At 38.1% G+C, this 22290-nt stretch carries 20 protein-coding genes; 12 read left to right on the top strand and 8 right to left on the bottom strand.

Annotated elements, in window-relative coordinates; translation table 11 throughout:
* Positions 1-112 precede the first annotated feature (112 nt).
* A complete protein-coding gene (gene cysS, locus LIX50_RS00825) occupies positions 113-1492 on the bottom strand; it encodes a cysteine--tRNA ligase (protein ID WP_111407185.1) in 1380 nt (459 codons plus the stop codon).
* Positions 1493-1594: 102 nt separating this feature from the next.
* On the opposite strand from cysS, the gene LIX50_RS00820 reads away from it, so the two are divergent.
* From LIX50_RS00820 to gdhA, 12 genes are all read left to right on the top strand, one after another.
* Entirely contained in the window at positions 1595-2104 is a 510-nt protein-coding gene (locus LIX50_RS00820) for a peptidylprolyl isomerase (RefSeq protein ID WP_111407184.1), read from the top strand.
* A gap of 54 nt (positions 2105-2158) precedes the next feature.
* The gene (locus LIX50_RS00815) at positions 2159-2947 is read left to right on the top strand and encodes a TatD family hydrolase (protein ID WP_111407183.1); all 789 of its coding nucleotides are present in this window, start codon (positions 2159-2161) and stop codon (positions 2945-2947) included.
* Positions 2948-3058: 111 nt separating this feature from the next.
* The gene (locus tag LIX50_RS00810; RefSeq protein ID WP_111407182.1) at positions 3059-4186 is read left to right on the top strand and encodes an acyl-CoA dehydrogenase family protein; all 1128 of its coding nucleotides are present in this window, start codon (positions 3059-3061) and stop codon (positions 4184-4186) included.
* A gap of 13 nt (positions 4187-4199) precedes the next feature.
* Entirely contained in the window at positions 4200-5006 is an 807-nt protein-coding gene (locus LIX50_RS00805) for a phosphate/phosphite/phosphonate ABC transporter substrate-binding protein (RefSeq protein WP_111407181.1), read from the top strand.
* 53 nt (positions 5007-5059) lie between these two features.
* Positions 5060-6229 (top strand): cobalamin-independent methionine synthase II family protein, encoded by a 1170-nt coding sequence (locus LIX50_RS00800; RefSeq protein ID WP_048954152.1) that lies wholly within the window; start codon positions 5060-5062, stop codon positions 6227-6229.
* Positions 6222-6686 carry an OsmC family protein gene (locus LIX50_RS00795; RefSeq protein WP_048954153.1) on the top strand — a complete coding sequence of 155 codons (465 nt, stop codon included), beginning with the start codon at positions 6222-6224 and terminating at the stop codon, positions 6684-6686. The genes LIX50_RS00800 and LIX50_RS00795 overlap by 8 nt, the downstream gene beginning before the upstream one ends.
* A gap of 249 nt (positions 6687-6935) precedes the next feature.
* Entirely contained in the window at positions 6936-8963 is a 2028-nt protein-coding gene (locus tag LIX50_RS00790) for a BCCT family transporter (RefSeq protein ID WP_048954154.1), read from the top strand.
* 128 nt (positions 8964-9091) lie between these two features.
* Complete coding sequence (gene tatA, locus LIX50_RS00785) at positions 9092-9322, top strand: twin-arginine translocase TatA/TatE family subunit (RefSeq protein ID WP_048954155.1); 231 nt, start codon at positions 9092-9094, stop codon at positions 9320-9322.
* A 2-nt stretch (positions 9323-9324) separates the two neighbouring features.
* On the top strand, positions 9325-9885 hold the full coding sequence (tatB, locus tag LIX50_RS00780; protein ID WP_048954156.1) for a Sec-independent protein translocase protein TatB: 561 nt from the start codon (positions 9325-9327) through the stop codon (positions 9883-9885).
* A gap of 9 nt (positions 9886-9894) precedes the next feature.
* Positions 9895-10665 carry a twin-arginine translocase subunit TatC gene (gene tatC / locus LIX50_RS00775; RefSeq protein ID WP_048954157.1) on the top strand — a complete coding sequence of 257 codons (771 nt, stop codon included), beginning with the start codon at positions 9895-9897 and terminating at the stop codon, positions 10663-10665.
* Between the two features lie 53 nt (positions 10666-10718).
* Positions 10719-11741: a porphobilinogen synthase gene (gene hemB, locus LIX50_RS00770; protein WP_048954158.1), complete on the top strand. Its 1023-nt coding sequence runs from the start codon at positions 10719-10721 to the stop codon at positions 11739-11741.
* 208 nt (positions 11742-11949) lie between these two features.
* Positions 11950-13299, top strand: coding sequence for an NADP-specific glutamate dehydrogenase (gdhA, locus tag LIX50_RS00765; protein ID WP_048954159.1), 1350 nt, complete (start codon positions 11950-11952; stop codon positions 13297-13299).
* 84 nt (positions 13300-13383) lie between these two features.
* Here gdhA and gshAB read toward each other — a convergent pair whose 3' ends face one another.
* The 7 genes from gshAB to msbA all read right to left on the bottom strand — a co-directional run bounded on the left by gshAB (position 13384) and on the right by msbA (position 22268).
* Positions 13384-15672 (bottom strand): bifunctional glutamate--cysteine ligase GshA/glutathione synthetase GshB, encoded by a 2289-nt coding sequence (gene gshAB / locus LIX50_RS00760; RefSeq protein ID WP_048954160.1) that lies wholly within the window; start codon positions 15670-15672, stop codon positions 13384-13386.
* A 173-nt stretch (positions 15673-15845) separates the two neighbouring features.
* Entirely contained in the window at positions 15846-16559 is a 714-nt protein-coding gene (locus tag LIX50_RS00755) for a TerC family protein (protein WP_048954161.1), read from the bottom strand.
* A 97-nt stretch (positions 16560-16656) separates the two neighbouring features.
* A complete protein-coding gene (gene uvrC, locus LIX50_RS00750; RefSeq protein ID WP_140523054.1) occupies positions 16657-18486 on the bottom strand; it encodes an excinuclease ABC subunit UvrC in 1830 nt (609 codons plus the stop codon).
* 1 nt (position 18487) lies between these two features.
* On the bottom strand, positions 18488-19252 hold the full coding sequence (gene kdsB, locus LIX50_RS00745; RefSeq protein ID WP_048954163.1) for a 3-deoxy-manno-octulosonate cytidylyltransferase: 765 nt from the start codon (positions 19250-19252) through the stop codon (positions 18488-18490).
* Positions 19253-19255: 3 nt separating this feature from the next.
* On the bottom strand, positions 19256-19429 hold the full coding sequence (locus tag LIX50_RS00740; RefSeq protein WP_181153955.1) for a Trm112 family protein: 174 nt from the start codon (positions 19427-19429) through the stop codon (positions 19256-19258).
* On the bottom strand, positions 19425-20432 hold the full coding sequence (gene lpxK / locus LIX50_RS00735) for a tetraacyldisaccharide 4'-kinase (protein ID WP_048954164.1): 1008 nt from the start codon (positions 20430-20432) through the stop codon (positions 19425-19427). The genes LIX50_RS00740 and lpxK overlap by 5 nt, the downstream gene beginning before the upstream one ends.
* A gap of 72 nt (positions 20433-20504) precedes the next feature.
* Positions 20505-22268: a lipid A ABC transporter ATP-binding protein/permease MsbA gene (msbA, locus tag LIX50_RS00730; RefSeq protein ID WP_048954165.1), complete on the bottom strand. Its 1764-nt coding sequence runs from the start codon at positions 22266-22268 to the stop codon at positions 20505-20507.
* Positions 22269-22290: the final 22 nt, after the last annotated feature.

Below are 22290 nucleotides of genomic sequence, written 5' to 3'. Positions count from 1 at the left end.
CGCCTTTATTTTTTCCATTTATCAATTTCAATAAAAATACCCAATCACTTCTCTAACCAACTTCATTGGTCAGTTTTTGAATCTAAATGTGATTCTATAGGCAATAAACTTGTTATTGCTTACGCCAAATTGTTCCATTCGCACCATCTTCTAATACGATGCCCATAGCGGTAAGCTCATTACGCGCAGCATCTGCAGCTGCCCAATCTTTAGCTGCACGAGCTTCGTTGCGTTGTTTAATCAGTGCTTCAATTTTTGCTACTTCATCATCGTTAGAACCTGCTTGTAAGAATTTCTCTGGTTCTTGTTGAAGTAATCCTAAAATCGCCCCCAATTCACGCAAACGAGCGGCAAGTCCATTGGCTTTCTCAGAATCCTCTGTTTTTAACTTGTTAATTTCACGCGCCATTTCGAATAAAACAGAAAGTGCATTTGGCGTATTAAAATCATCATCCATTGCTTCACGGAAAGTTTCTACAAAATGTTCTCCGCCAAAAGCAACCGCACTTTGATCCGTTCCGCGTAAAGCCGTGTATAAACGTTCCAACGCACCTTGCGCTAAATTCAAGTTTTCTTCGCTGTAATTGAGCTGGCTACGATAATGTGCCGTTAATAAGAAATAACGTACAGCCTCTGCATTATAGTGATTTAATACATCACGAATAGTGAAGAAATTGCCGAGGGATTTCGACATTTTTTCTTTATCCACCATAATCATGCCGGAATGGATCCAATAATTCACATATTGACCACCATGCGCACAGCAAGATTGTGCGATTTCATTTTCGTGGTGAGGAAACATTAAATCAGAGCCACCACCGTGAATATCAAAATGTTCACCAAGTTGTTTGCAGTTCATTGCAGAACATTCAATGTGCCAACCTGGACGCCCTGCCCCCCAAGGAGAAGACCAACTTGGTTCGTTTTCTTTCGACATTTTCCAAAGCACGAAATCCATTGGATTTTTCTTGATTTCATTGATTTCAATACGTGCACCAGCTTGTAATTGCTCAAGATCTTGACGAGATAATTTGCCGTATTCTTTAAAACTTTCCACATCAAACATCACATCGCCATTATCCGCAACATAAGCATGTCCGCGTTTAATTAATTTTTCCACAATTTCAATGATTTCAGGAATATGATGAGTCGCGCGAGGTTCAAAATCAGGACGTAATACATTAAGTGCATCAAAATCTTTATACATTTCTTGCACCATGCGATCCACTAGCTGATCACAGGTTTCTTTGTTTTCTAACGCACGTTTAATAATTTTGTCATCTACGTCCGTAATATTGCGCACATAAGTTAAATCGTAACCCAAAGAACGCAAATAACGGGCAATCACATCAAAACACACAAAAGTGCGTCCATGACCGATATGGCACAAATCATAAACAGTAACGCCACAAACATACATTCCCACTTTATTTTCGTGGATAGGTTTAAAGATTTCTTTTTCTCTCGTTAAGGTATTGAAAATTTTTAGCATTTTTAAGCTCGTAAAATGAAATAAAAACAAACCGCACTTTTATAGCACTTTTACCTCGATTGTGGAATAATACGACCCTTAATTTTTCAGAAGGAAAACAAAATGGTTACGTTACACACAAACTTTGGCGACATTAAAATTAAATTGGATTTTGATAAAGCTCCAGTTACAGCAGAAAACTTCTTAAATTACTGCAAAGACGGCTTTTATAATAACACAATTTTTCACCGTGTTATTGATGGCTTTATGATTCAAGGCGGCGGTATGGAAAGCGGTATGCGCGAAAAAGCAACCAAAGCACCAATCCAAAATGAAGCGAACAATCATTTAAGTAACAAACGTGGAACCATTGCAATGGCGCGCACGTCAGATCCACATTCAGCGACAGCACAATTTTTCATTAACGTGGCAGACAATGATTTCTTAAATTATCGTTCAAAAGAAATGTTTGGCCGCGAAGTCGTTCAAGAATGGGGCTATGCAGTATTTGGTGAAGTGGTTGAAGGGATGGATGTTGTCGATAAAATCAAAAAAGTGAAAACAGGCAACAAAGGCTTTCATCAAGATGTTCCAACTGAAGATGTAGTGATTACATCGGTTTCAGTAGAATAATGGTGAATGGCGGATGAATTCCGCCATTTTTTATCGACCTAAAGGAAAATGCTCATGCCTTTCTTCGACACTCACACGCATCTTGATTATCTCCAACAATTTACTGGGGAGCCTTTATCACAGCTTGTTGATAATGCTAAGCAAGCCGATGTGCAAAAAATACTGATTGTGGCAGTGAAAGAAGCTGATTTTAAAACAATCCAAAATATGACCGCACTTTTTCCTGATAATTTGCGCTATGGGCTTGGGTTACATCCTCTTTATATTCAAGAACACGCCGAAAATGATTTGATTCTGTTAGAACAAGCCTTAAAAAATCGTGATGCAAATTACACGGCGGTGGCAGAAATTGGTTTGGAACGCGCGATTCCCGATTTGCTCACCGATGAACTTTGGGCAAAACAATGTCATTTTTTTGAAAGCCAACTTTATTTGGCAAAGCAATTTAATTTACCCGTCAATATTCACAGTCGAAAAACCCATGATCAAATTTTTACTTTTTTAAAACGTATTCCATTATCTAAACTTGGCGTGGTACACGGTTTTTCAGGAAGCTACGATCAAGCAAAACGCTTTGTTGATTTGGGTTATAAAATCGGGGTTGGCGGCACTATCACTTATGAACGCGCCAATAAAACTCGTCAAGCGATTGCAAAACTACCACTTGATGCCTTAGTGTTGGAAACAGACAGTCCAGATATGCCAGTATTTGGTTTTCAAGGCCAACCTAATCGACCAGAACGTATTGTGGAAAGTTTCAAAGCCCTTTGTGCCTTAAGAAATGAACCTGCTGAATTGATTAAAAAAGTCACATGGGAAAATGCTTGCCAGATTTTTTCTTGATCCACGTCACATTACTGAAATTATTTTGAATTAAATACTAGAAAAAAGAAACTGAGCATAATAATATCCGCCTCGTAGAAAGTTTTTCTCAACACACAATAAGGATATATTATGTCGCAAATCTATACTCAGGTGAGAAAGTTAGCGGAACAGTTTATTGAGCCTTACGCCGACGAACTCGATCAAAAAAAAGAATTTCCTGTTCAGGCATTTAAGGAATTAGGTAAAGCCGGTTGGTTTTCACTTTTAATTCCGAAAGAATACGGCGGAATGGGATTAACCCTGAAAGAACACGCTGAAGTCTGTATGGCATTAGCTGAAAGTTCAGCCTCTGCTGGTCTCTGTTACATGATGAGTAACGTTGCAGTGAATTGTTTAAATCTATTCGGCAGCGATCAACTCAAACAAAAAATCTTTTCTGACATTGTTCAAAATCAAACCTTTGCCGCACTCGCCTATAGTGAATTAGGCACAGGTACTCACTTCTATATTACCGATGCAACCGCACAATTTAATGCTGAACATGCAGTATTCAATGGCTTAAAATCCATGGTGACATCGGGCAATTATGCTTCTTATTATTTAGCGCTTTTGCCTTCCGAAAATGGCGAAACTATTGATAACTGGGTGCTTCCACTTGGCACTCAAGGCTTAACTTTTGAAGCCGATAGCTGGAATGGCTTAGGTATGCGTAGCAATGTCTCTTGCTTTATGCGAATGACCGATATGCCATTAGATCGTAGCTGGCGCATTGGCGAAGTTGGCGCAGGCGCAGAACAAGTATTTGGTGGCATTGCACCTGCCTTTATTTGTGGCTTAGCTGCTGTCTATAGCGGCGTATGCAAAGCCGTGCTTACTGAGGCAATTAAACATTCAACACACCGTAAATACACATCTGGCACTGCATTAGCAGAAATCGAAACCGTGCAAATTCACTTAGCTAAAATCTATGCAAACACAAACGCTGCTGCATGTGCCACACGAGATGCGGCTCGTGCAGCCACAGAAGGTGATGCAGATGCATTAGCTAAATTATTAGCTGCCCGAATTCTTGCGAGCGAAAATGCGATTACCCTTGCACAAATTGGTATGCGTATTGGCGGTGGTAAGGCCTATAACAAAATGGGGCCAATGGAACGCTATTTACGCGATGCATTAGCAAGTCAAGTGATGGCGCCAAGTGTCGATGTGCTAAATATTTGGTTAGGTAAAGCCATTACAGGTCAACAAATTCCATAAAGTGCGGTGAAAAATGAGTGAGAAATTAAAAATTGGGGCGGTCATCTACGCCCCACAAGTGACGGTTATTTGGGGAATTATTGCAGACTTTTTCGAAAAAGAAGGTTTCCCTATTGAACCCGTGTACTTCAAAAACTACAAAGGGCAAGTTAATGCGTTACTCAATAATGAAATTGATGTGGCATGGAACTCTCCCCTAGCTTGGTTAGATGGTTACTTACGTAGTGGCGGTAAAACCTTAAATGGTGCCATGCGTGATACCGATCAAGATCGTCAAAGCTATTTAGTTGTTAATGATCCAACTATCCAATCTATTGAAGATTTAAAAAATAAAACTATTGCTTTTGGTGCAATTGATTCCCCACAAGCGCGGTTAATTCCAATCGAGTTTTTACATCAACATGGCTTGGAATTTGGTCAAGATTATGTAGAAAAACGCTTTGATGTAGGTGTTGGTTTGCACGGTGATCATGTAGGCGGTGAATTAGATGCAGCCAATGCATTAAAAGATCGCCAAGTCTCTGCAACATGGATGTTAGATTTCAACTTTGAACGTTGGACAAAAGATGGCACGCTCGATCCAGCAACAGTCCGTGTACTTGCAAAAACACCATCATTTGATCATTGTATTTTTAGTGGGCGCGTGGGATTAGATGAAACCAAATTCAATGCATTCACCGAAACCTTGTTCAAAATGGATTACAACAATCCAGAACATAAAGAAATGATGGATTTGGAAGGATTAAAACGTTGGGTTGCGGGCAGAACAAAAGGTTTTGCTCAATTACAAGCTGCCAATGAATATTTAAAATTCTTTTAAGATCAATATGTCATGATGGGCGTGTAATAAACGCCCATCATTGTGGATTTTCTATGAAACCTTTCACTACTTCCCTTTTAGGCTCTATGCCTCGCAGCCAAGCACTTTTAATGGCGCGTAAAAAACATGCACTTGGAAAAATAACCACAGCAGAACTTAATCAACTAGTTATTCAAGAAACAAAACAAATTGTCGAACTTCAACAACGAACTGGCATTGATATTATCACGAGTGGCGAATTACTTCGCGACAATTACCTTTCTTTTATTGCACAAAAAATTCAAGGTGCAACCTTAATGAGCATGAGTGAAATGCTCGATCACATTAAAGAAAAGCAAATTTTTGAGTCAATGCTAGAAACCTTGGATGTTCCCGCACTTTCCATAAAAAATGCTATTTGCGTAGGAAAAATCAGCTACAAACAATCTTTAGTCGCAGATGAAATGTTGCTATTGAAAAATCTAACTAAGCAGCTAATTAAAGCAACCTTGCCAGGGCCTTACTTAATGGCTCGCTCCATGTGGCTTTCGCCTGTGTCTGGGCAACATTATTCATCAAAAGAAGAAATGGCAAAAGATGTTGTTGCTATCTTAAAGCAAGAAATTGATCATTTGTGTGAGCTAGGCGTAAGCGTAGTTCAATTTGATGAGCCTGTTTTGACAGAAGTTATTTTTAGCCATCATCAAACACGTTCATTTATGTGTGCGGCGTTAAGCGAAAAACAAGATTTTGCAGCAGAACTACAGTTTGCAAAAAGTTTAATTACTCAAATCTTTGAGTATGCAAGAAATAAAAATATCAAAACGGCATTACATGTATGCCGTGGCAACTGGAGCAAAGATGAAAGCGTATTACTGCGCGGACCTTATACATCATTAGTGGATTTATTTGAATCGGCATTACCTGACATTTTAATGCTCGAATTTTCTACGCCAAGAGCGGGAGAATTAAGTTCATTGTTAGAAAGTGAAATCTTAAGACAAAAATGTATTTTAGGCTTAGGCGTCATCAATCCTCGTTCTGATGAGGTGGAAACCGTAGATCAGATTGTTCAACGAGCGGAAAAAGCTTTAAATTACCTTCCACCAGAGCAAATTTGGCTAAATCCAGATTGTGGATTTGCCACTTTTTCTAACCGCCCTTTAAATGGTTTTGATATTATTGAAGCCAAACTTAACGTATTAAATGAGGCAAAATCAATATTGAGGGAACGTTATGTATAACGTACCTGAAAGTGAATGTTTTACAGCGAAATATCGAGCCGTATTACGCGGAGAAGAAATTAAATTATTCACACCGAATGACAGTATTTCGCTCTATTCACAAGTCAATTTCGATAACCAATCATTACAAAAAAGTGCGGTGGATTATTTTGCCGTTTCTATTCTAGGTGGCATCTTGAGTAGTGTAAAAGCGCATTTTGCTCAACAACGTGCTGACATTGTAGAAATGGAAGGAAAAATTTGGCTCAACCTCGCCAATCCTTTAACCTTACTGGGTGTTCGCGGTTATAATGAACAACCCCAAATAACAGATTGTAAAATCAAGATTTTTATTTCATCTGATTTAGATGATCAAACATTTGCTCACCTCACTCAAACTGCATTAAGAAATTGTTTTATCTATAACACATTAAATAAAACGTTTTCTTTTACCGTCTTGTTTGAGCAAGTGTTGTAATTCATTATATTAGTCAAAAATACAACTTAAACACCATCGATATTTTTCTAATTTGAAATAATTATTACTTTTTGATATAATAAATGAAATTTTGGAAACAATCCTTCATATTCTACTGAGCGTTTCCTTCAAAATCGCACTTCTCCGTGCTGTCATTTGCGATGGTTCCATCGCACCATTTAGGGCTTAAGGCCTTGTTTTATTTAATCTGATTTTATTTTTATTCACTTAATTTTTAAGGGGAAAGCGTTGTCTTTATCTAAATTTATGGAAAAGCAAACGTCGTTCAATCCTTTGGTGATTGGTACAACGTTATTTTTTGTGGTGTTACTTGTCGCAATGATTTTAATCGCACCGGAACAAACACAAACTTTATTAAATGCCGCCAAATCGGGCATTTTTGCCAACTTTAGCTGGTTTTACGTATTAGCATTCTCAGTATTTTTGGGCTTTTTAGTCATTTTATCGGTCAGTAGCCTAGGTAATATCAAATTAGGCAATGATGAAGAAGAGCCTGAATTCGGTTTTCTCTCTTGGTTGGCAATGTTATTTGCTGCCGGCATGGGTGTAGGGTTGATGTTCTTTGGTGTAGCCGAACCCTTAACGCATTATTTATCTGATATTACCGCGGGTACAGCAGAACAAAAACAACAAGAGGCCTTGTTACACACCTTATTCCACTGGGGAATTCATGCGTGGGCGGTGTATGGCACGATTGCGTTGGCATTGGCTTACTTTGGATTCCGTTACAAATTACCTTTGGCATTACGTTCTTGTTTCTATCCGTTATTGAAAGAGCGTATTAATGGCAAGTTAGGCGATCTTATCGACATTATGGCGTTACTTGCCACCTTATTTGGTGTTATCACGACATTAGGTTTTGGAGCATCACAATTGGGTGCAGGCTTACATCAATTAGGCTGGATTAGTGAAAATAACTTCAGCTTGCAAATTATTGTGATTGCTGTGGTGATGACTTTGGCGACATTTTCCGCGATTTCTGGCGTAGGAAAAGGGGTAAAAATCTTAAGTGAGCTGAATTTAACACTAGCTTTCTGTTTGTTGATTTTCGTGTTAGTGGCGGGACCGACACTTTATTTATTATCTGCTTTTAGCGACAACATCGGAACTTATCTCAGCAATTTAGTACAATTAAGCTTCAAAACCTATGTGTATGAACAAGAACATACTGACTGGTTTAGCGGTTGGACAATTCTATATTGGGCATGGTGGTGTTCTTGGGCGCCATTTGTAGGTTTATTTATTGCGCGTATCTCGAAAGGGCGTACCATTCGCGAATTTATTTTTGGCGTGCTGGTAATTCCTAGCATGTTCGGTATCTTGTGGTTTACCGTATTTGGTAATACGGCCATTTGGTTGAATGATGGTGAAGCTGCAGGTACGTTAGGACAAATGATTTCCTCACCTGAAACGTTGCTTTTTAAATTCTTAGATTATTTACCGCTTTCTGGTGTGACCGGTTTAGTGAGTTTGGTGGTGATTTCTTTATTCTTTATCACCTCGGCAGACTCCGGTATTTATGTATTAAATAACATTGCATCACGCGATAAAAGCCTTGCAGCACCTCGTTGGCAGGCCGTGATGTGGGGTGTATTAATGTCAGTCGTCGCAATTGTTTTAATGCAATCAGGTGGCTTAGCTAATCTACAGACAATGACCTTGTTAGTGGCGTTACCTTTCGCAACGTTGATGTTATTGATGTGTTTTAGTTTATGGAAAGGCTTGAATGCGGACAAAAAATATTTTGATACCAAAGTTAATCCAACCAGTATTTTCTGGACAGGGGATAAGTGGAAAGAACGCTTGGAACAAATGATGAACCAAACGCAAGAAAAAGATATTTTGCGATTCCTTAAGCATACGGTATTACCGGCTATGCGAGAATTACGCCAAGAATTGATTAGCAAATATGACTTGAGCGTGCAAATTAACACGTTATTTGATCAAGATGAGCCTGCAGTCGAGTTAGTCATTCAGAAAGAGTTGATGCGAGACTTTATGTACGGGGTAAAATCTATTGGTCGCGAGGTATCAGAGCAATTAATCAATGATGATAACTTGCCACATATCCAACATAGTTGGACCTATGAGCCATACACCTATTTCTTTGATGGTCGAGTGGGTTATGATGTGCAATATATGGATCAAGACGAATTGATTGCTGATATGTTGAAACATTATGAACGCTACTTAAGTTTGTTAGATGATGTGGGGCAAGAATTGATGGCGCATGAGCAAACAGAACTGGCTGAATAATAAGACTAAAGTGCGGTTGAAAATAACCTTCTTTTTGACCGCACTTTTAAAATTACCTCTTGAGACCAATGCATAAAAAGAGTATATTCAAGCCCAAATTTTCAATTTAATTCTAACGGAGTTTTTCTATGTTTGGTTTATCCCCAGCACAAATGATTATTTTATTAGTCGTGATTTTATTAGTATTTGGTACTAAAAAGTTACGCAATGCGGGCTCTGATCTTGGTGCAGCAGTAAAAGGTTTTAAAAAAGCAATGTCTGATGACGAGCCTAAAAAAGATGCTGAGTTTACCCAAATTAAAGACGCTACGACAACCTCTGAAAAAACTGAAACTGTAAAAAATAAAGAACAGGCATAACCGTGTTTGATATTGGTTTTTCCGAACTTGTTTTATTGATGCTGGTGGGCTTAGTGGTGCTAGGCCCTAAGCGTTTGCCCGTGGCTATTCGTACAGTTATGGGTTGGGTAAAAACCATTCGCGGCTTAGCTGCCAATGTGCAAAACGAATTAAAACAAGAACTAAAATTACAAGAATTACAAGATAGCATTAAAAAAGCTGAATCTTTAAATTTACAAACACTTTCTCCAGAATTAAGTAAAACGGTAGAAGAATTAAAAGCACAAGCAGATAAAATGAAATCCGAGCTGGAAGCCAAAGCTGCTGAAGCAGGCACGACAGTAGAAGAACAAATCAAAGAAATTAAAAATGTGGCAGAAAATGGGGACAAATCCAAAGATGCTGTAGTAGCAGTGGATTCATCAGAAATTTTGCCGAAAGAAGAAAATCAACTCACTGATTTAACCACGCTTGATGCTCACGAGCAGGCAGAACTCACGGAACGCCTATCTGATTACTATCCCCCTGATGATATCGAAGTCATACCTGTATCGAAATCTCAATCGAAAAAATCTGAATTATAGGGAATTTGTATGAGTAATGTGGATGAATCTCAACCCCTAATTACACACCTTGTTGAATTAAGAAACCGTCTTTTACGCAGTGTGATTTGCGTTGCATTGGTATTTGTTGCGCTCGTTTATTTTTCAAATGATATTTATCATTTTGTTGCAGCTCCCTTAACTAACGTTATGCCAAAAGGCGCAACAATGATCGCAACAAATATTCAAACCCCCTTCTTTACACCTATTAAATTAACGGCAATCGTCGCAGTATTTATTTCCGTTCCTTATTTGCTCTACCAGGTTTGGGCATTTGTTGCACCAGCTCTATACCAACATGAAAAAAGAATGATTTACCCATTGTTATTTTCAAGCACTATTCTTTTTTATTGTGGGGTGGCTTTTGCTTATTATGTAGTGTTTCCTTTTGTATTTAGCTTTTTTACCCAAACTGCACCTGAAGGTGTCGCAATTGCCACAGATATTAGTAGTTATTTAGATTTCGCATTGGCATTATTTTTAGCTTTTGGCGTCTGTTTTGAAGTCCCAATTGCTATTATTTTACTTTGTTGGACAGGTGTAACAACGGTAAAAGCCCTTTCTGAAAAACGCCCTTATATCATTGTCGGTGCATTTTTTATTGGAATGATTCTAACCCCACCCGATGTATTTTCACAAACGCTACTTGCTGTACCAATGATTCTTCTATTTGAATTAGGTTTATTAGTTGCTCGTTTTTATCAGCCAAAAGAAGATGAAAGTGCAGTTGAAAATACTGAAGAACCAAATAAAATGGAATAATAAATTGGGGGGCATCGCCCCCTTTCTCATTATATAAGAAAAAGGACTATAATATGACTCAACAAATTTTTACAGGATTTCCTACCCGCCGCCTACGTCGTTTACGTAAACATGATTTTAGTCGTCGTTTAATGGCTGAAAATAAACTCACCGTAGACGATCTTATTTATCCGGTATTTATTCTTGAAGGTGAAAACTATCGTGAGGCTGTTCCCTCTATGCCAGGTGTTGAACGTCTAACTATCGATCAACTTCTTATTGAAGCAGGTTTACTAGTTAAATATGGTGTTCCTGTCATTTCATTATTTCCTGTAATTGAACAAGATAAAAAATCTCTAATGGCAGAAGAAGCCTATAATTCAAACGGTCTAGTACAACGCGCAGTTCGAGCATTAAAAAATGCTTATCCAGAATTAGGGGTATTAACAGATGTTGCACTTGACCCTTATACAAGCCATGGACAAGATGGAATTATTGATGAAGACGGCTATGTTCTTAACGACATCACCTCTGATATTCTTATCAAACAAGCTATTTCTCATGCTGAAGCAGGCGCTGATATTGTTGCGCCAAGTGATATGATGGATGGTCGTATTGGCCGTATTCGACAAGCATTAGAAGAAAAAGGATTTATTAACACACAAATTATGGCATATTCTGCCAAATATGCTTCTAATTATTATGGACCATTTCGTGATGCTGTCGGCTCATCAGGTAATTTAAAAGGCGGTGATAAAAAAACTTATCAACTTGATCCTGCAAATGGAGATGAGGGTTTACAAGAAGTCGCATTAGATCTACAAGAAGGCGCTGACATGGTCATGGTAAAACCTGGTATGCCATACTTAGATATGGTGTATCGCGTAAAAACACATTTTGGCGTACCCACTTTCGCTTATCAAGTTTCAGGTGAATACGCAATGCATATGGCAGCCATTCAAAATGGCTGGCTAAAAGAAAAAGAATGTATTATGGAATCACTACTTTGCTTCAAACGAGCTGGTGCCGACGGAATTTTGACTTATTTTGCAAAACAAGTCGCAGAATGGCTTTATTTAGAAGGGAAAAATAAGTAAAACCATAATATTATGATTAATAATTTAGATTTTATTTAAAAAAAAGCAAGAAAATTTAATTTTCTTGCTTTTTTTATTCTCTTTTTATCTTTTTATCACAATAAATATTGCAATATTAAGTCTCTCGTTACATATTGTCATTAAGCCCCATCTAGAGGGTGATTCAAATACATACAGAAAAATACAACATCAATAGAGGAAACACATTATGACAATAATTACATCATTAGACGAATTTCTTGGGAAAATCGCTCAAAGAGATGCTCACCAACCTGAATTTTTACAGGCTGTTCGTGAAGTCTTCACTTCAATCTGGCCTTTCTTGGAAGCAAACCCTAAATACCGTTCAGAAGCTTTATTAGAGCGTTTAGTTGAGCCAGAGCGAGCATTCCAATTCCGTGTGGCATGGACTGATGATAAAGGCCAAGTTCAAGTAAACCGGGCTTTCCGTGTACAATTCAACAGTGCAATTGGTCCTTTTAAAGGGGGAATGCGTTTTCATCCATCCGTTAACTTATCGATTTTAAAATTCTTAGGTTTTGAACAGATCTTTAAAAATGCCTTAACCACATTGCCAATGGGTGGTGCGAAAGGGGGATCAGATTTTGATCCTAAAGGAAAATCAGATGCTGAAGTGATGCGTTTCTGTCAAGCTTTAATGGCCGAATTGTATCGTCATATTGGCCCAGATACAGATGTGCCCGCCGGTGATATTGGTGTAGGTGGTCGTGAAGTCGGTTATCTTGCAGGCTATATGAAAAAATTATCAAACCAAGCGGCTTGTGTCTTTACCGGTCGTGGTCTTTCATTCGGTGGGAGCTTAATTCGTCCAGAAGCAACCGGTTATGGATTGGTTTATTTTGCCCAAGCAATGCTTGCTGAGAAAGGGGATAGCTTCCAAGGTAAAACGGTTTTAGTTTCCGGTTCAGGTAACGTGGCACAATATGCGATTGAAAAAGCGATGGAGCTTGGTGCGAAAGTCGTAACCTGTTCAGACTCAGCAGGTTATGTGTATTTGCCTGAAGGATTTGATCGTGAAAAATTAGAGGCTTTATTAGAGCTCAAAAATGTAAAACGTGGTCGAGTAGAAGAATTTGCAAAACAATTTGGTCTTCAATATTTTGCAGGCAAACGCCCTTGGGAAGTGAAAGCCGATATTGCTCTTCCTTGCGCAACCCAAAACGAATTAGAGATTTTAGATGCGAAAGCCTTGATTAAAAATGGTGTGAAATTAGTCGCTGAAGGTGCAAACATGCCAACTACTATCGAAGCAACAGACGCATTCTTAGAGGCTGGTGTATTATTTGGTCCAGGTAAAGCAGCCAATGCTGGTGGCGTAGCGACCTCTGGCTTAGAAATGGCACAAAGTTCCCAACGCTTATATTGGACAGCAGAAGAAGTTGATGCCAAATTGCATCGTATTATGTTAGATATTCATTCTAACTGCAAAAAATATGGTTCTATCGCAGGTCAACAAAATATTAACTATGTGGTAGGAGCGAATATTGCAGGTTTTGTTAAAGTTGCGGATGCCATGTTGGCACAGGGTGTATATTAATTCAACACATATAACGTAAATGTCTCTTATTAACCGCACTTTAATTAGTTAAAGTGCGGTTATTTCTTGTCGCTTAATTTGATACTACATTTCTATATCTGGAAATAACATTTTAATAACGTTCTTAGTCAATCTTCTTGATTTACCTTGATAAGGGAAAATATGCATCATCATCATTGGATTAAAATTAGCTTCAATTACTCCCCAGGAGTTTAAGGATGGTTCAGCTTGTTTTGTTAAATCAGGAATAATTAAATCGACCCCGCAAACTTTAGCCCCCATTGCATGAGCAACTCCTACAGCAATCTGTTTATAACTCTCGTGCATTTTATCAGTCATATCAATAGAATCCCCTCCCGTACTGATATTAGAATTAGCACGTAACTGCACAATTTGGCCGGCCTGAGGTACACTATCTGGTGTTAATCCTTGTTCTTTTAACTGTAATAATTCTATGTCACCTAAAGCGATCTTTTTGAGAGGTGAGCGAGAACCATCTCCCCGTAAAGGATCCGCATTTTTTATCTCGACCAATTCACGCACCGTGTTCTTTCCATCACCTATAACATTTGCAGGCACACGCAACAACACTGCAAGCGTTTCATCCCCCAAAACAAAGAAGCGATATTCTGTACCAACTAAATAATCTTCAACCATCACTTCTTTATCTTCTCGAAAAGCAATTTCAATCGCTTTGACAAAATCATCTCGATGTGTCACACCCTGTTTGAAAATTGTGATACCTAAACCATAATTTGTGGATTTTGGTTTAATAACAACAGAGCGTCCTTCAAATAAAGCATAATGTGCAACGGCCTGTTCAATCGATGTAAATTCCAAGCTTTTTGGTACATTAAAACCAGCCTTTGATAATACTTTCTTTGTCACTACCTTATTTTCCATAATCAATGGAGAGATATATTGATCATGGCTAGTCATATTACCATTTTTAACATATTCAAGGTGTTCACCAAATTTAAGCGCAAGAAATTGATCATTCTCATCTAAAATTTCAGTCGTAACACCTTTTTGAATTAAATCAAATAATAAAGCCTGAGTGGAGAGTTCCATATTATCAAATGAAGATAAAGCATAAAAACGTTTAAAAGCTAGAGCTTTATATTGCTTCGCAAGTTTTACCCCCAAGGCTTTATAACTTCCCTCCTGCTCAATCGCTTTGAGCAATTTTCCATTTACTGTTAGACTTGGTTCTGCCAATTGCACCAATTTTTCTTCCGAAATTTTAACCGCTCTTTCATCTGCATTGATAATTTTCAACATATCAATAATTTGGCTTAATATTGCTTCACCTTCTTCTCTAAATGCTGTTTGCTCGCGAGGATCTTCAAGAGATACTTGATATAATCTTTGTTTACCAAGCTCTACTTCTTTTTGACCACTTGTCTCATCAAGCCATAACATTCCTAATAAGAAAATATGAATAAATTTTGCATCATCTAGACTGATACCATATGGCTCAAGTGGATTCAAATCAAACAAACGAAATTCTGCATATTGAACGCCTTTTTCTAGCAATTCACGAGCTTTTTTCGAACCTCGTAAACGAACATTAGAATAAAATTCTTTTTCTGCAATCAAATGACCAGATTTAACTTGAAACTCTAATGTTTCTACATAATTTTCAAGGTTATCATGATTCACCACAACATTAGATGAATTAACGTAACCATAGGGACTAGAACGTAAACTACGTACTAACTGCCCCTCTTTCAAAGGAAAATTCAGTACACCATTTCGAGAAAAATAATTTGCTTCCACTGTCGGACTTGCTGCAAGTAAATAGACTAAAATCCACTGATAGCGTAGAAAATTATTAGCCAATTTCATATATAAGGCATTTTGAAAATCTTTAAGATGAGTATATTCATCTTGCAACAAGAATATAGCTTTCACAAATTCAGATGACAGTTGGAAATTGTAGTGAATTCCACTTACCATTTGCTTGTATTTACCATATTGTTTAGACAGATGCTCGCGATATTCAACATCTTCCTGTTTATCAAGCTGCGCCTCTTGAATCTCATTTTCTGGTGGTAATCCCGCTGGCATACTAAATGGGAAAATGTATTCATTTTCAGGTAAAGAACGCAACACCACCTCATGAATTGCAGAAAGCCAACGTAGGCTATCTTCCAGTTTAGTATTTGGTGGCGTAATCAACTCAAGCTGGCTTTCGGCAAAATCTGTTTGAATATAGGGATGATAAGAACGATTACCAAATACACGTGGATGAGGCGTCGTTACAATATTTCCCTTATCGTCAATACGTTGACTTTCCTTTTCTAAACCAAATTGACCTTGCTGAAAAAGTAAACCTAGTTGATATTGTTTAACCCATTGTTGTAATTTCATTATGTCCTCTTTCAAATAAAACTTTTGTTGAAATAATATCACACTAAAAGAGTCTGCTTTATGTTGAAATGGAACTGAATAGATGGTTTAGTTATATAAAAATTAACTAAATAAACTAAAAGGGCCAAGTTCCTCAAATAACAGAACTCAGCCCTTAAATTATTTTTAATCTTCTATTTCATCCGTTTTCTCATTCGAATATTTATCATTTCGACCACAACAGAGAATCCCATTGCAAAATAAATGTAACCTTTCGGGATGTGAATATCTAAACTTTCCGCAATTAAACTAATTCCGACTAAAATTAAGAAGGCTAAAGCCAGAATTTTCAACGTTGGGTGTGTATCCACAAAATCGCCGATTGGTTTTGCCGCAAACATCATCACCCCCACGGCAATAATAATCGCAAAAATCATAACAGGAAGATGGCTTGCCATACCTACCGCGGTAATGACAGAATCTAAAGAAAATACAATATCTAGCACAGCAATTTGAATTAATACACCAAGATAACTCACTTTGTTTTTGCTTTCCGATTCATGGTGTTCTTGATGATTTATCGCCTCTTTAATTTCGCCAGAACTTTTTATAATCAGGAATAAACCACCGATTAATAAAATCAAATCACGCCCAGAAATTTCTTGATTAAACACAGTAAATAACGGTGCAGTAAGCTTCATCATCCAAGCAAGTGACATTAAAAGTAAAATTCTTGTTATCATTGCCAAACCAAGTCCAACAATACGACCAGACTGGCGTTGTCGTTCAGGTAAACGTCCAACTAGGATGCTAATAAAAATGATATTGTCGATCCCTAAAACGATCTCCAACGCGGCAAGTGTCGCAAGTGATACCCACGCCTCAGGATCGGTAATCCATTCAAACATAATTTTTCCTATAATAGAGTTAAATAAATCCGAAAGTGCGGATCATAATGGCTTTATGATGAAAAGCAATCGTTATTTACATTTAAGAGATAATTGATTAATCGTTTTTGAGCGTTTCAAAAATCGTTTCGGCAAGTTTAAGGGAAATTCCAGGCACAGAGGCTATTTCATCTAAGGTTGCCTTTTTCACACCTTGTAAACCACCAAGATATTTCAGTAAAGCCTGACGACGTTTAGCGCCCACACCTTCAATGGTTTCTAAACCACTTTGTGTAAAGGCTTTTTGACGTTTTTTACGGTGTCCGCTTATTGCGTGATTATGGCTTTCATCACGGATGTGTTGAATCAAATGCAATGCCAAACTATCATCAGGCAAATGAATTTCGCGGTCTTGTTTGCTGATGATCAGCACTTCCTGCCCTGCTCGACGATCCATACCTTTTGCTACGCCAATTAAGTGCGGTCTATTTTTATCCCATTTTACTTGAAGATGTTGGAATACTTTCATCGCACGATTTAACTGTCCTTTTCCACCATCAATAAAAATAATATCGGGAATTTTATCTTCTTCTAAATCACGCTCATAACGTTTCTGTAACGCTTGTTCCATCGCAGCATAATCATCCCCGCCAGTAATGCCTTCAATATTAAAACGACGATAATCAGATTTTAGTGGACCTTCTTGATTAAAGACAACACAAGATGCTACCGTTTGATTTCCCATCGTGTGGCTTATATCGAAACATTCCATACGCTTAATTTCAGGAAGATTTAACAGATCACACAACGCTTGATAACGCTCCGACATTCGTGAAGATTGTTTAAGTTGTACATTTAAAGCCGCTTTAGCATTAACTTGTGCGAGCTGTAAGTATTTACTCTTATCGCCTTTTACGCTTTCTTGAATTGTCACTTTTCTGCCTGCTTGATCCGTAAGAAGTTGCTCAAGCTCTGGTTTTTCAGATAATTGACGATCGACAATAATGCTATTCGGGATACTTCGTCCTTGATGACCTTGTAAATAAAATTGCCCTACAAAAGTTTCGGTAAGTTCTGATAAATCTGTATTGGCGGGAACCTTCGGGAAATAACTGCGATTGCCTAGCACTTTTCCTTGACGAATAAACATCACTTGTACGCAGGCTAAACCATGTTGGTAAGCGATAGACATAATATCCATGTCATCTAAACGCTCATTGGATACAAATTGTTTTTCTATAACTGAACGCACCGCTTGAATTTGATCGCGATAACGAGCAGCCTGTTCAAAATCTAAATTTCTGCTTGCCTGCTCCATTTTACCGATTAAATAATCTAACACCTGTTGATCTTTGCCTTGTAAAAACAAGCGCGCTAATTCAACTTGCTGATTATATTCTTCATCAGAAACATATCCCTGTACACAAGGCGCAGAACAACGCCCAATTTGATACTGCAAACAAGGACGAGAGCGGTTGGAATAAACGGAATTTTCACATTGGCGAACAGGGAAAAGTTTTTGCAAAAGCGATAAAGTTTCACGCACAGCCCCCGCGTGAGGATAAGGCCCGAAATATTCGCCTTCAAATTTTTTAGAACCACGATAAGAAGTAATTCTTGGGTGGCGTTCTTTGGTTAATAAAATAAATGGGTAGGATTTATCATCACGCAATAATACATTATAGCGAGGCTGATAAAGCTTGATGAAATTATGCTCTAGCAGTAAAGCTTCCGTTTCAGATGAAGTTAGCGTGGTGTCAATATGATGAATTGACGCCACCAACGCTTCTGTTTTTTTACTGCTCAGATTTTTACGAAAATAGCTTGAAAGACGTTTCTTTAAATCCTTTGCTTTCCCAACATAAATAACCTGATCTTTATCGTCATACATACGATAAACACCAGGTTCGTGAGAGACATCCGCTAAGAACTTTTTAGCATCAAACATTTTAATTCGCCGCTAAAATTGCCCGCACTTTTTCCAAATCTTCAGCGGTATCGACCCCCACAGCAGGCACTTCTTTCGCAAGTTCAACATGAATGCGTTCGCCATTATATAACACACGAAGCTGCTCTAGTTTTTCTAGATTTTCAAGTTGAGTCGGTGCCCATTGCACATATTGCTTTATGAAACCCGCACGATATGCGTAAATGCCAATATGACGTAAGTAAGCGTCCGCAAGCTGTACTTTCTGAACATCCTGTAAATTCATAAACTGATCACGATCGTAAGGAATAACCGAACGGGAAAAATACAGTACATAGCCATCTTTATCTGTTAACACTTTCACTGCATTTGGATTGAATAATTCCTCAGCATCATGAATTTTTACTGCAAGGCTTGCCATATTGACGTTAAATTTAGCTAAATTATCTGCTACTTGTCGCACAATAACGGGTGGAATCAAAGGCTCATCGCCTTGAATATTGACAATGATTTCATTGTCAGGAATCGCTAATTTTTCTACAACTTCCGCTAAACGTTCTGTACCAGAATTATGATTAACCGAAGTCATACACACTTCAGCACCAAAACGTTTGGCAACATCAGCAACATTTTCATTATCAGTGGCAATAATCACTCGGCTCGCTCCAGACTGCAATGCTTTCTCAAATACATGTTGAATCATTGGCTTACCTGCAATATCAGCAAGAGGTTTTCCTGGCAAACGACTTGATGCAAAACGAGCGGGGATAATCACGGTAAATGACATAATTTATTCCTTATTCTTTAATATTTCAGCTTTATCGGCAAGCAACACTGGCACACCATTTTTAATAGGATAAGCAATCTGTTCATAACAACAAATTAATCGTTGATTTTCTTGATCATATTGCAATCGAGCTAAACAACGCGGGCAAGCAATCACTTCAAGCAACAGAGGATTAATCTTTTCTGACATTTCTGTATTGCTCCACAAGTTTGTCTATTTTGGTCCAAAAGAGCAGTAAACTTTCACGTTGTTTTTCAGCCTCAAGAATCTCCGCATCCACAGGAACATACCACCAATTATCTTTCGCAAAAGATTGGCATTTTACGGCATCTTTTTCCGTCATAAAGAGCGGTTGATTTTCTGCAAGTTTTTCTAATTGAGATGCCTCAAAATGTTGATGATCTTGAAATGCTTGAGTTCGCTCTAATTGAATCCCTAAGTTTTCTAACATAGTAAAAAAACGCTGTGGATTGCCAATCCCTGCGATGACAACACCCGATTGAAATTCATTTAATTGGCGTTTTTCATTGGTTTTTAAATTAATCGCGAAATGAGGCACAAGACACATAACTGCATCTGAATACTGATTTTTTCCACCATTAGTGATTACAAAATCTACGGATTTTAATCGACTTGGTAATTCACGCAATGGGCCTGCTGGCAATACAAAACCATTTCCCAATGCGCGCTCAGCATCCATTACGACAATTTCTAAATCACGCTGTAATTTATAATGCTGTAAACCATCGTCAGAAATAATAATATCGCACTCTGCTTGGCTTAAGAGTAATACAATCGCTTCCTGGCGATTCGGGGAAATCACAACTGGCGCATTGGTGCGTTTAGCGATCAATACAGGCTCATCGCCACCTTCAATCGGATTCGTATTTTCAGTAACGAATAACGGATACGTTTTAGATTTACTGCCGTAACCACGAGAAATCACACCTACGCGCAGACCTTGTTTTTTTAATTCTTCCACAAGCCAAACAACCACGGGCGTTTTGCCATTTCCACCAACAGACAAATTTCCCACAACTATCACTGGTTTTGGTGCGCGATAAGAAGACTTGAGCCCCAAAGAGAATAAGGCGCGACGAATTTGGCTAATCAACCAAAACAATAAAGAAAAAGGCGATAAGAGCCAAATAAGTTTGGAGTTGGAATACCAGAAGGGCATAGAAAATCCTTTCTAATAAGTGCGGATAAAATAACGCGAGTTTTTCAACTCGCGTTTTCGATAATTAATAAATTAACCACTAAACTGCATACTGTGTAATTGTTTATAGGCGCCATTTTGTTCAAGCAATGCCTTATGGTTACCGCGCTCACGAATTTCTCCGTGATCAATCACAAGAATTTCATCCGCATTTTCAATTGTTGATAAACGATGAGCGATTACGATAACAGTACGGTCCTTCTTCAATTCATCTAATGCAGATTGAATTGCTCGTTCTGACTCTGTATCTAGTGCAGATGTGGCTTCATCTAAAATTAATACTGGAGAATTACGCAATAAAGCACGAGCAATCGCTAAACGTTGACGTTGGCCACCGGACAGGCTCGCACCGTTTTCACCAATGACCGTATCAAAACCTTGTGGTAATTTTTCGATAAACTCTAAAGCATAAGCCGCTTTTGCTGCAGCGATAATTTCTTCGCGAGAATACTTATCTTGTGCTGCATAAGCAATATTATTCGCAATGGTATCATTAAATAAATGTACTTGTTGAGAAACCACAGCGCAGTTTTCACGTAAATTAGATAAACGATAATCTTGGATATTTACGCCATCCAGTAAAATTTCACCTTGATCAATATCGTAAAAACGCGTCACTAAATTAGCGATGGTTGATTTACCCGATCCAGAACGCCCCACTAGGGCTACGGTTTTTCCTGCTGGCACGCTGAAAGAAATATTATTTAATGCAAGTTCCTCTTTTCCTTGATATGCAAAACTCACATTTTTAAATTCTAGCGCACCTTTCGCTGGTTCAGCTTGGTAAGTCCCATTATCTTTTTCTGGTTCTAAATCTAAAATGGCAAATAGCGTTTGACACGCTGCCATTCCACGTTGGAATTGAGAGTTTACATTCGTTAAAGATTTTAATGGACGCATCATCGCCAACATAGATGAGAAAACCACCGTAAAAGAACCCGCACTTAGGTTATCTTCCGCAATCAACGGAGTCGTCGCTAAAAACAATACTGCCGCCAAAGCAAGAGAAGCAATAATCTGCACAACAGGATCGGAAATGGAGTCTGCGGTGACCATTTTCATACCTTTACGACGCATATTGTTACTCACTTTATTAAAACGCTCTTCCTCTACAAGCTGACCACCAAACGAAAGCACGACTTTATGTCCTTTCAACATTTGCTCGGTCGTTGCAGTTAATTCGCCCATTGAATCTTGTAAATTCTTACTCAATTTACGGAAAATTTTTGACACGATAGTGATCAATACCGCAATAATTGGCCCGATAACAAATAAAACAAGCGTTAATTCCCAGCTTGTATAAAACATTACGACCAATAGCGAAATAATATATGCCCCTTCTCGCACAATAGTAATTAAGGATCCTGAAGAAGAACTTGCAATCATCTCAGAATCATAAGTAATACGAGAAAGTAATTTGCCTGTTGAATTTCTGTCAAAGAAACTCACTGGCATAAACATCAAATGTTTAAACAAGCGGCGACGCATTGTCATGACAACTTTGCCTGATACCCACGCCAAACAATAATTAGAAATAAAGTTGGTAATGCCGCGTAAAATAATCATTCCAACGACGACAAAAGCCATAATTTTCAAAAATGAATTATTTGCCTTGCCAAAACCATCGTCCAACAAAGGTTTTAACAAGTAAATCAAACCTGAATCAGCCAACGCGTTCAAAACTAATGCTATGCCCGAAACAACAAGCCCCGCTTTAAAAGGTTTAATTGTTGGCCATAAACGCTTAAAAGTTTGTAAGGTTGAAAAATCATTTTCTTGTAATTTTTGCTCTTGCATAATCGCTATCTAATGGTAAAAA

Source organism: Haemophilus sp. Marseille-P9675, from assembly GCF_916862695.1.
GTDB classification, from domain to species: domain Bacteria; phylum Pseudomonadota; class Gammaproteobacteria; order Enterobacterales; family Pasteurellaceae; genus Haemophilus; species Haemophilus haemolyticus_K.
The sequence above is the reverse complement of the archived record's forward strand: the minus strand, read 5'-3'. Positions and strand labels throughout refer to the sequence as shown.

Bases quoted from the DNA above. Each gene is read 5' to 3' on its own strand.
- lpxK (WP_048954164.1), bottom strand. From the start codon at position 20,432: ATGCCCTTCTGGTATTCCAACTCCAAACTTATTTGGCTCTTATCGCCT.
- LIX50_RS00800 (WP_048954152.1), top strand. From the start codon at position 5,060: ATGAAACCTTTCACTACTTCCCTTTTAGGCTCTATGCCTCGCAGCCAA.
- tatA (WP_048954155.1), top strand. From the start codon at position 9,092: ATGTTTGGTTTATCCCCAGCACAAATGATTATTTTATTAGTCGTGATT.
- cysS (WP_111407185.1), bottom strand. From the start codon at position 1,492: ATGCTAAAAATTTTCAATACCTTAACGAGAGAAAAAGAAATCTTTAAA.
- msbA (WP_048954165.1), bottom strand. From the start codon at position 22,268: ATGCAAGAGCAAAAATTACAAGAAAATGATTTTTCAACCTTACAAACT.
- gdhA (WP_048954159.1), top strand. From the start codon at position 11,950: ATGACAATAATTACATCATTAGACGAATTTCTTGGGAAAATCGCTCAA.
- hemB (WP_048954158.1), top strand. From the start codon at position 10,719: ATGACTCAACAAATTTTTACAGGATTTCCTACCCGCCGCCTACGTCGT.
- LIX50_RS00805 (WP_111407181.1), top strand. From the start codon at position 4,200: ATGAGTGAGAAATTAAAAATTGGGGCGGTCATCTACGCCCCACAAGTG.
- LIX50_RS00755 (WP_048954161.1), bottom strand. From the start codon at position 16,559: ATGTTTGAATGGATTACCGATCCTGAGGCGTGGGTATCACTTGCGACA.
- LIX50_RS00810 (WP_111407182.1), top strand. From the start codon at position 3,059: ATGTCGCAAATCTATACTCAGGTGAGAAAGTTAGCGGAACAGTTTATT.
- kdsB (WP_048954163.1), bottom strand. From the start codon at position 19,252: ATGTCATTTACCGTGATTATCCCCGCTCGTTTTGCATCAAGTCGTTTG.
- LIX50_RS00795 (WP_048954153.1), top strand. From the start codon at position 6,222: ATGTATAACGTACCTGAAAGTGAATGTTTTACAGCGAAATATCGAGCC.
- LIX50_RS00820 (WP_111407184.1), top strand. From the start codon at position 1,595: ATGGTTACGTTACACACAAACTTTGGCGACATTAAAATTAAATTGGAT.
- gshAB (WP_048954160.1), bottom strand. From the start codon at position 15,672: ATGAAATTACAACAATGGGTTAAACAATATCAACTAGGTTTACTTTTT.
- LIX50_RS00815 (WP_111407183.1), top strand. From the start codon at position 2,159: ATGCCTTTCTTCGACACTCACACGCATCTTGATTATCTCCAACAATTT.
- tatC (WP_048954157.1), top strand. From the start codon at position 9,895: ATGAGTAATGTGGATGAATCTCAACCCCTAATTACACACCTTGTTGAA.
- uvrC (WP_140523054.1), bottom strand. From the start codon at position 18,486: ATGTTTGATGCTAAAAAGTTCTTAGCGGATGTCTCTCACGAACCTGGT.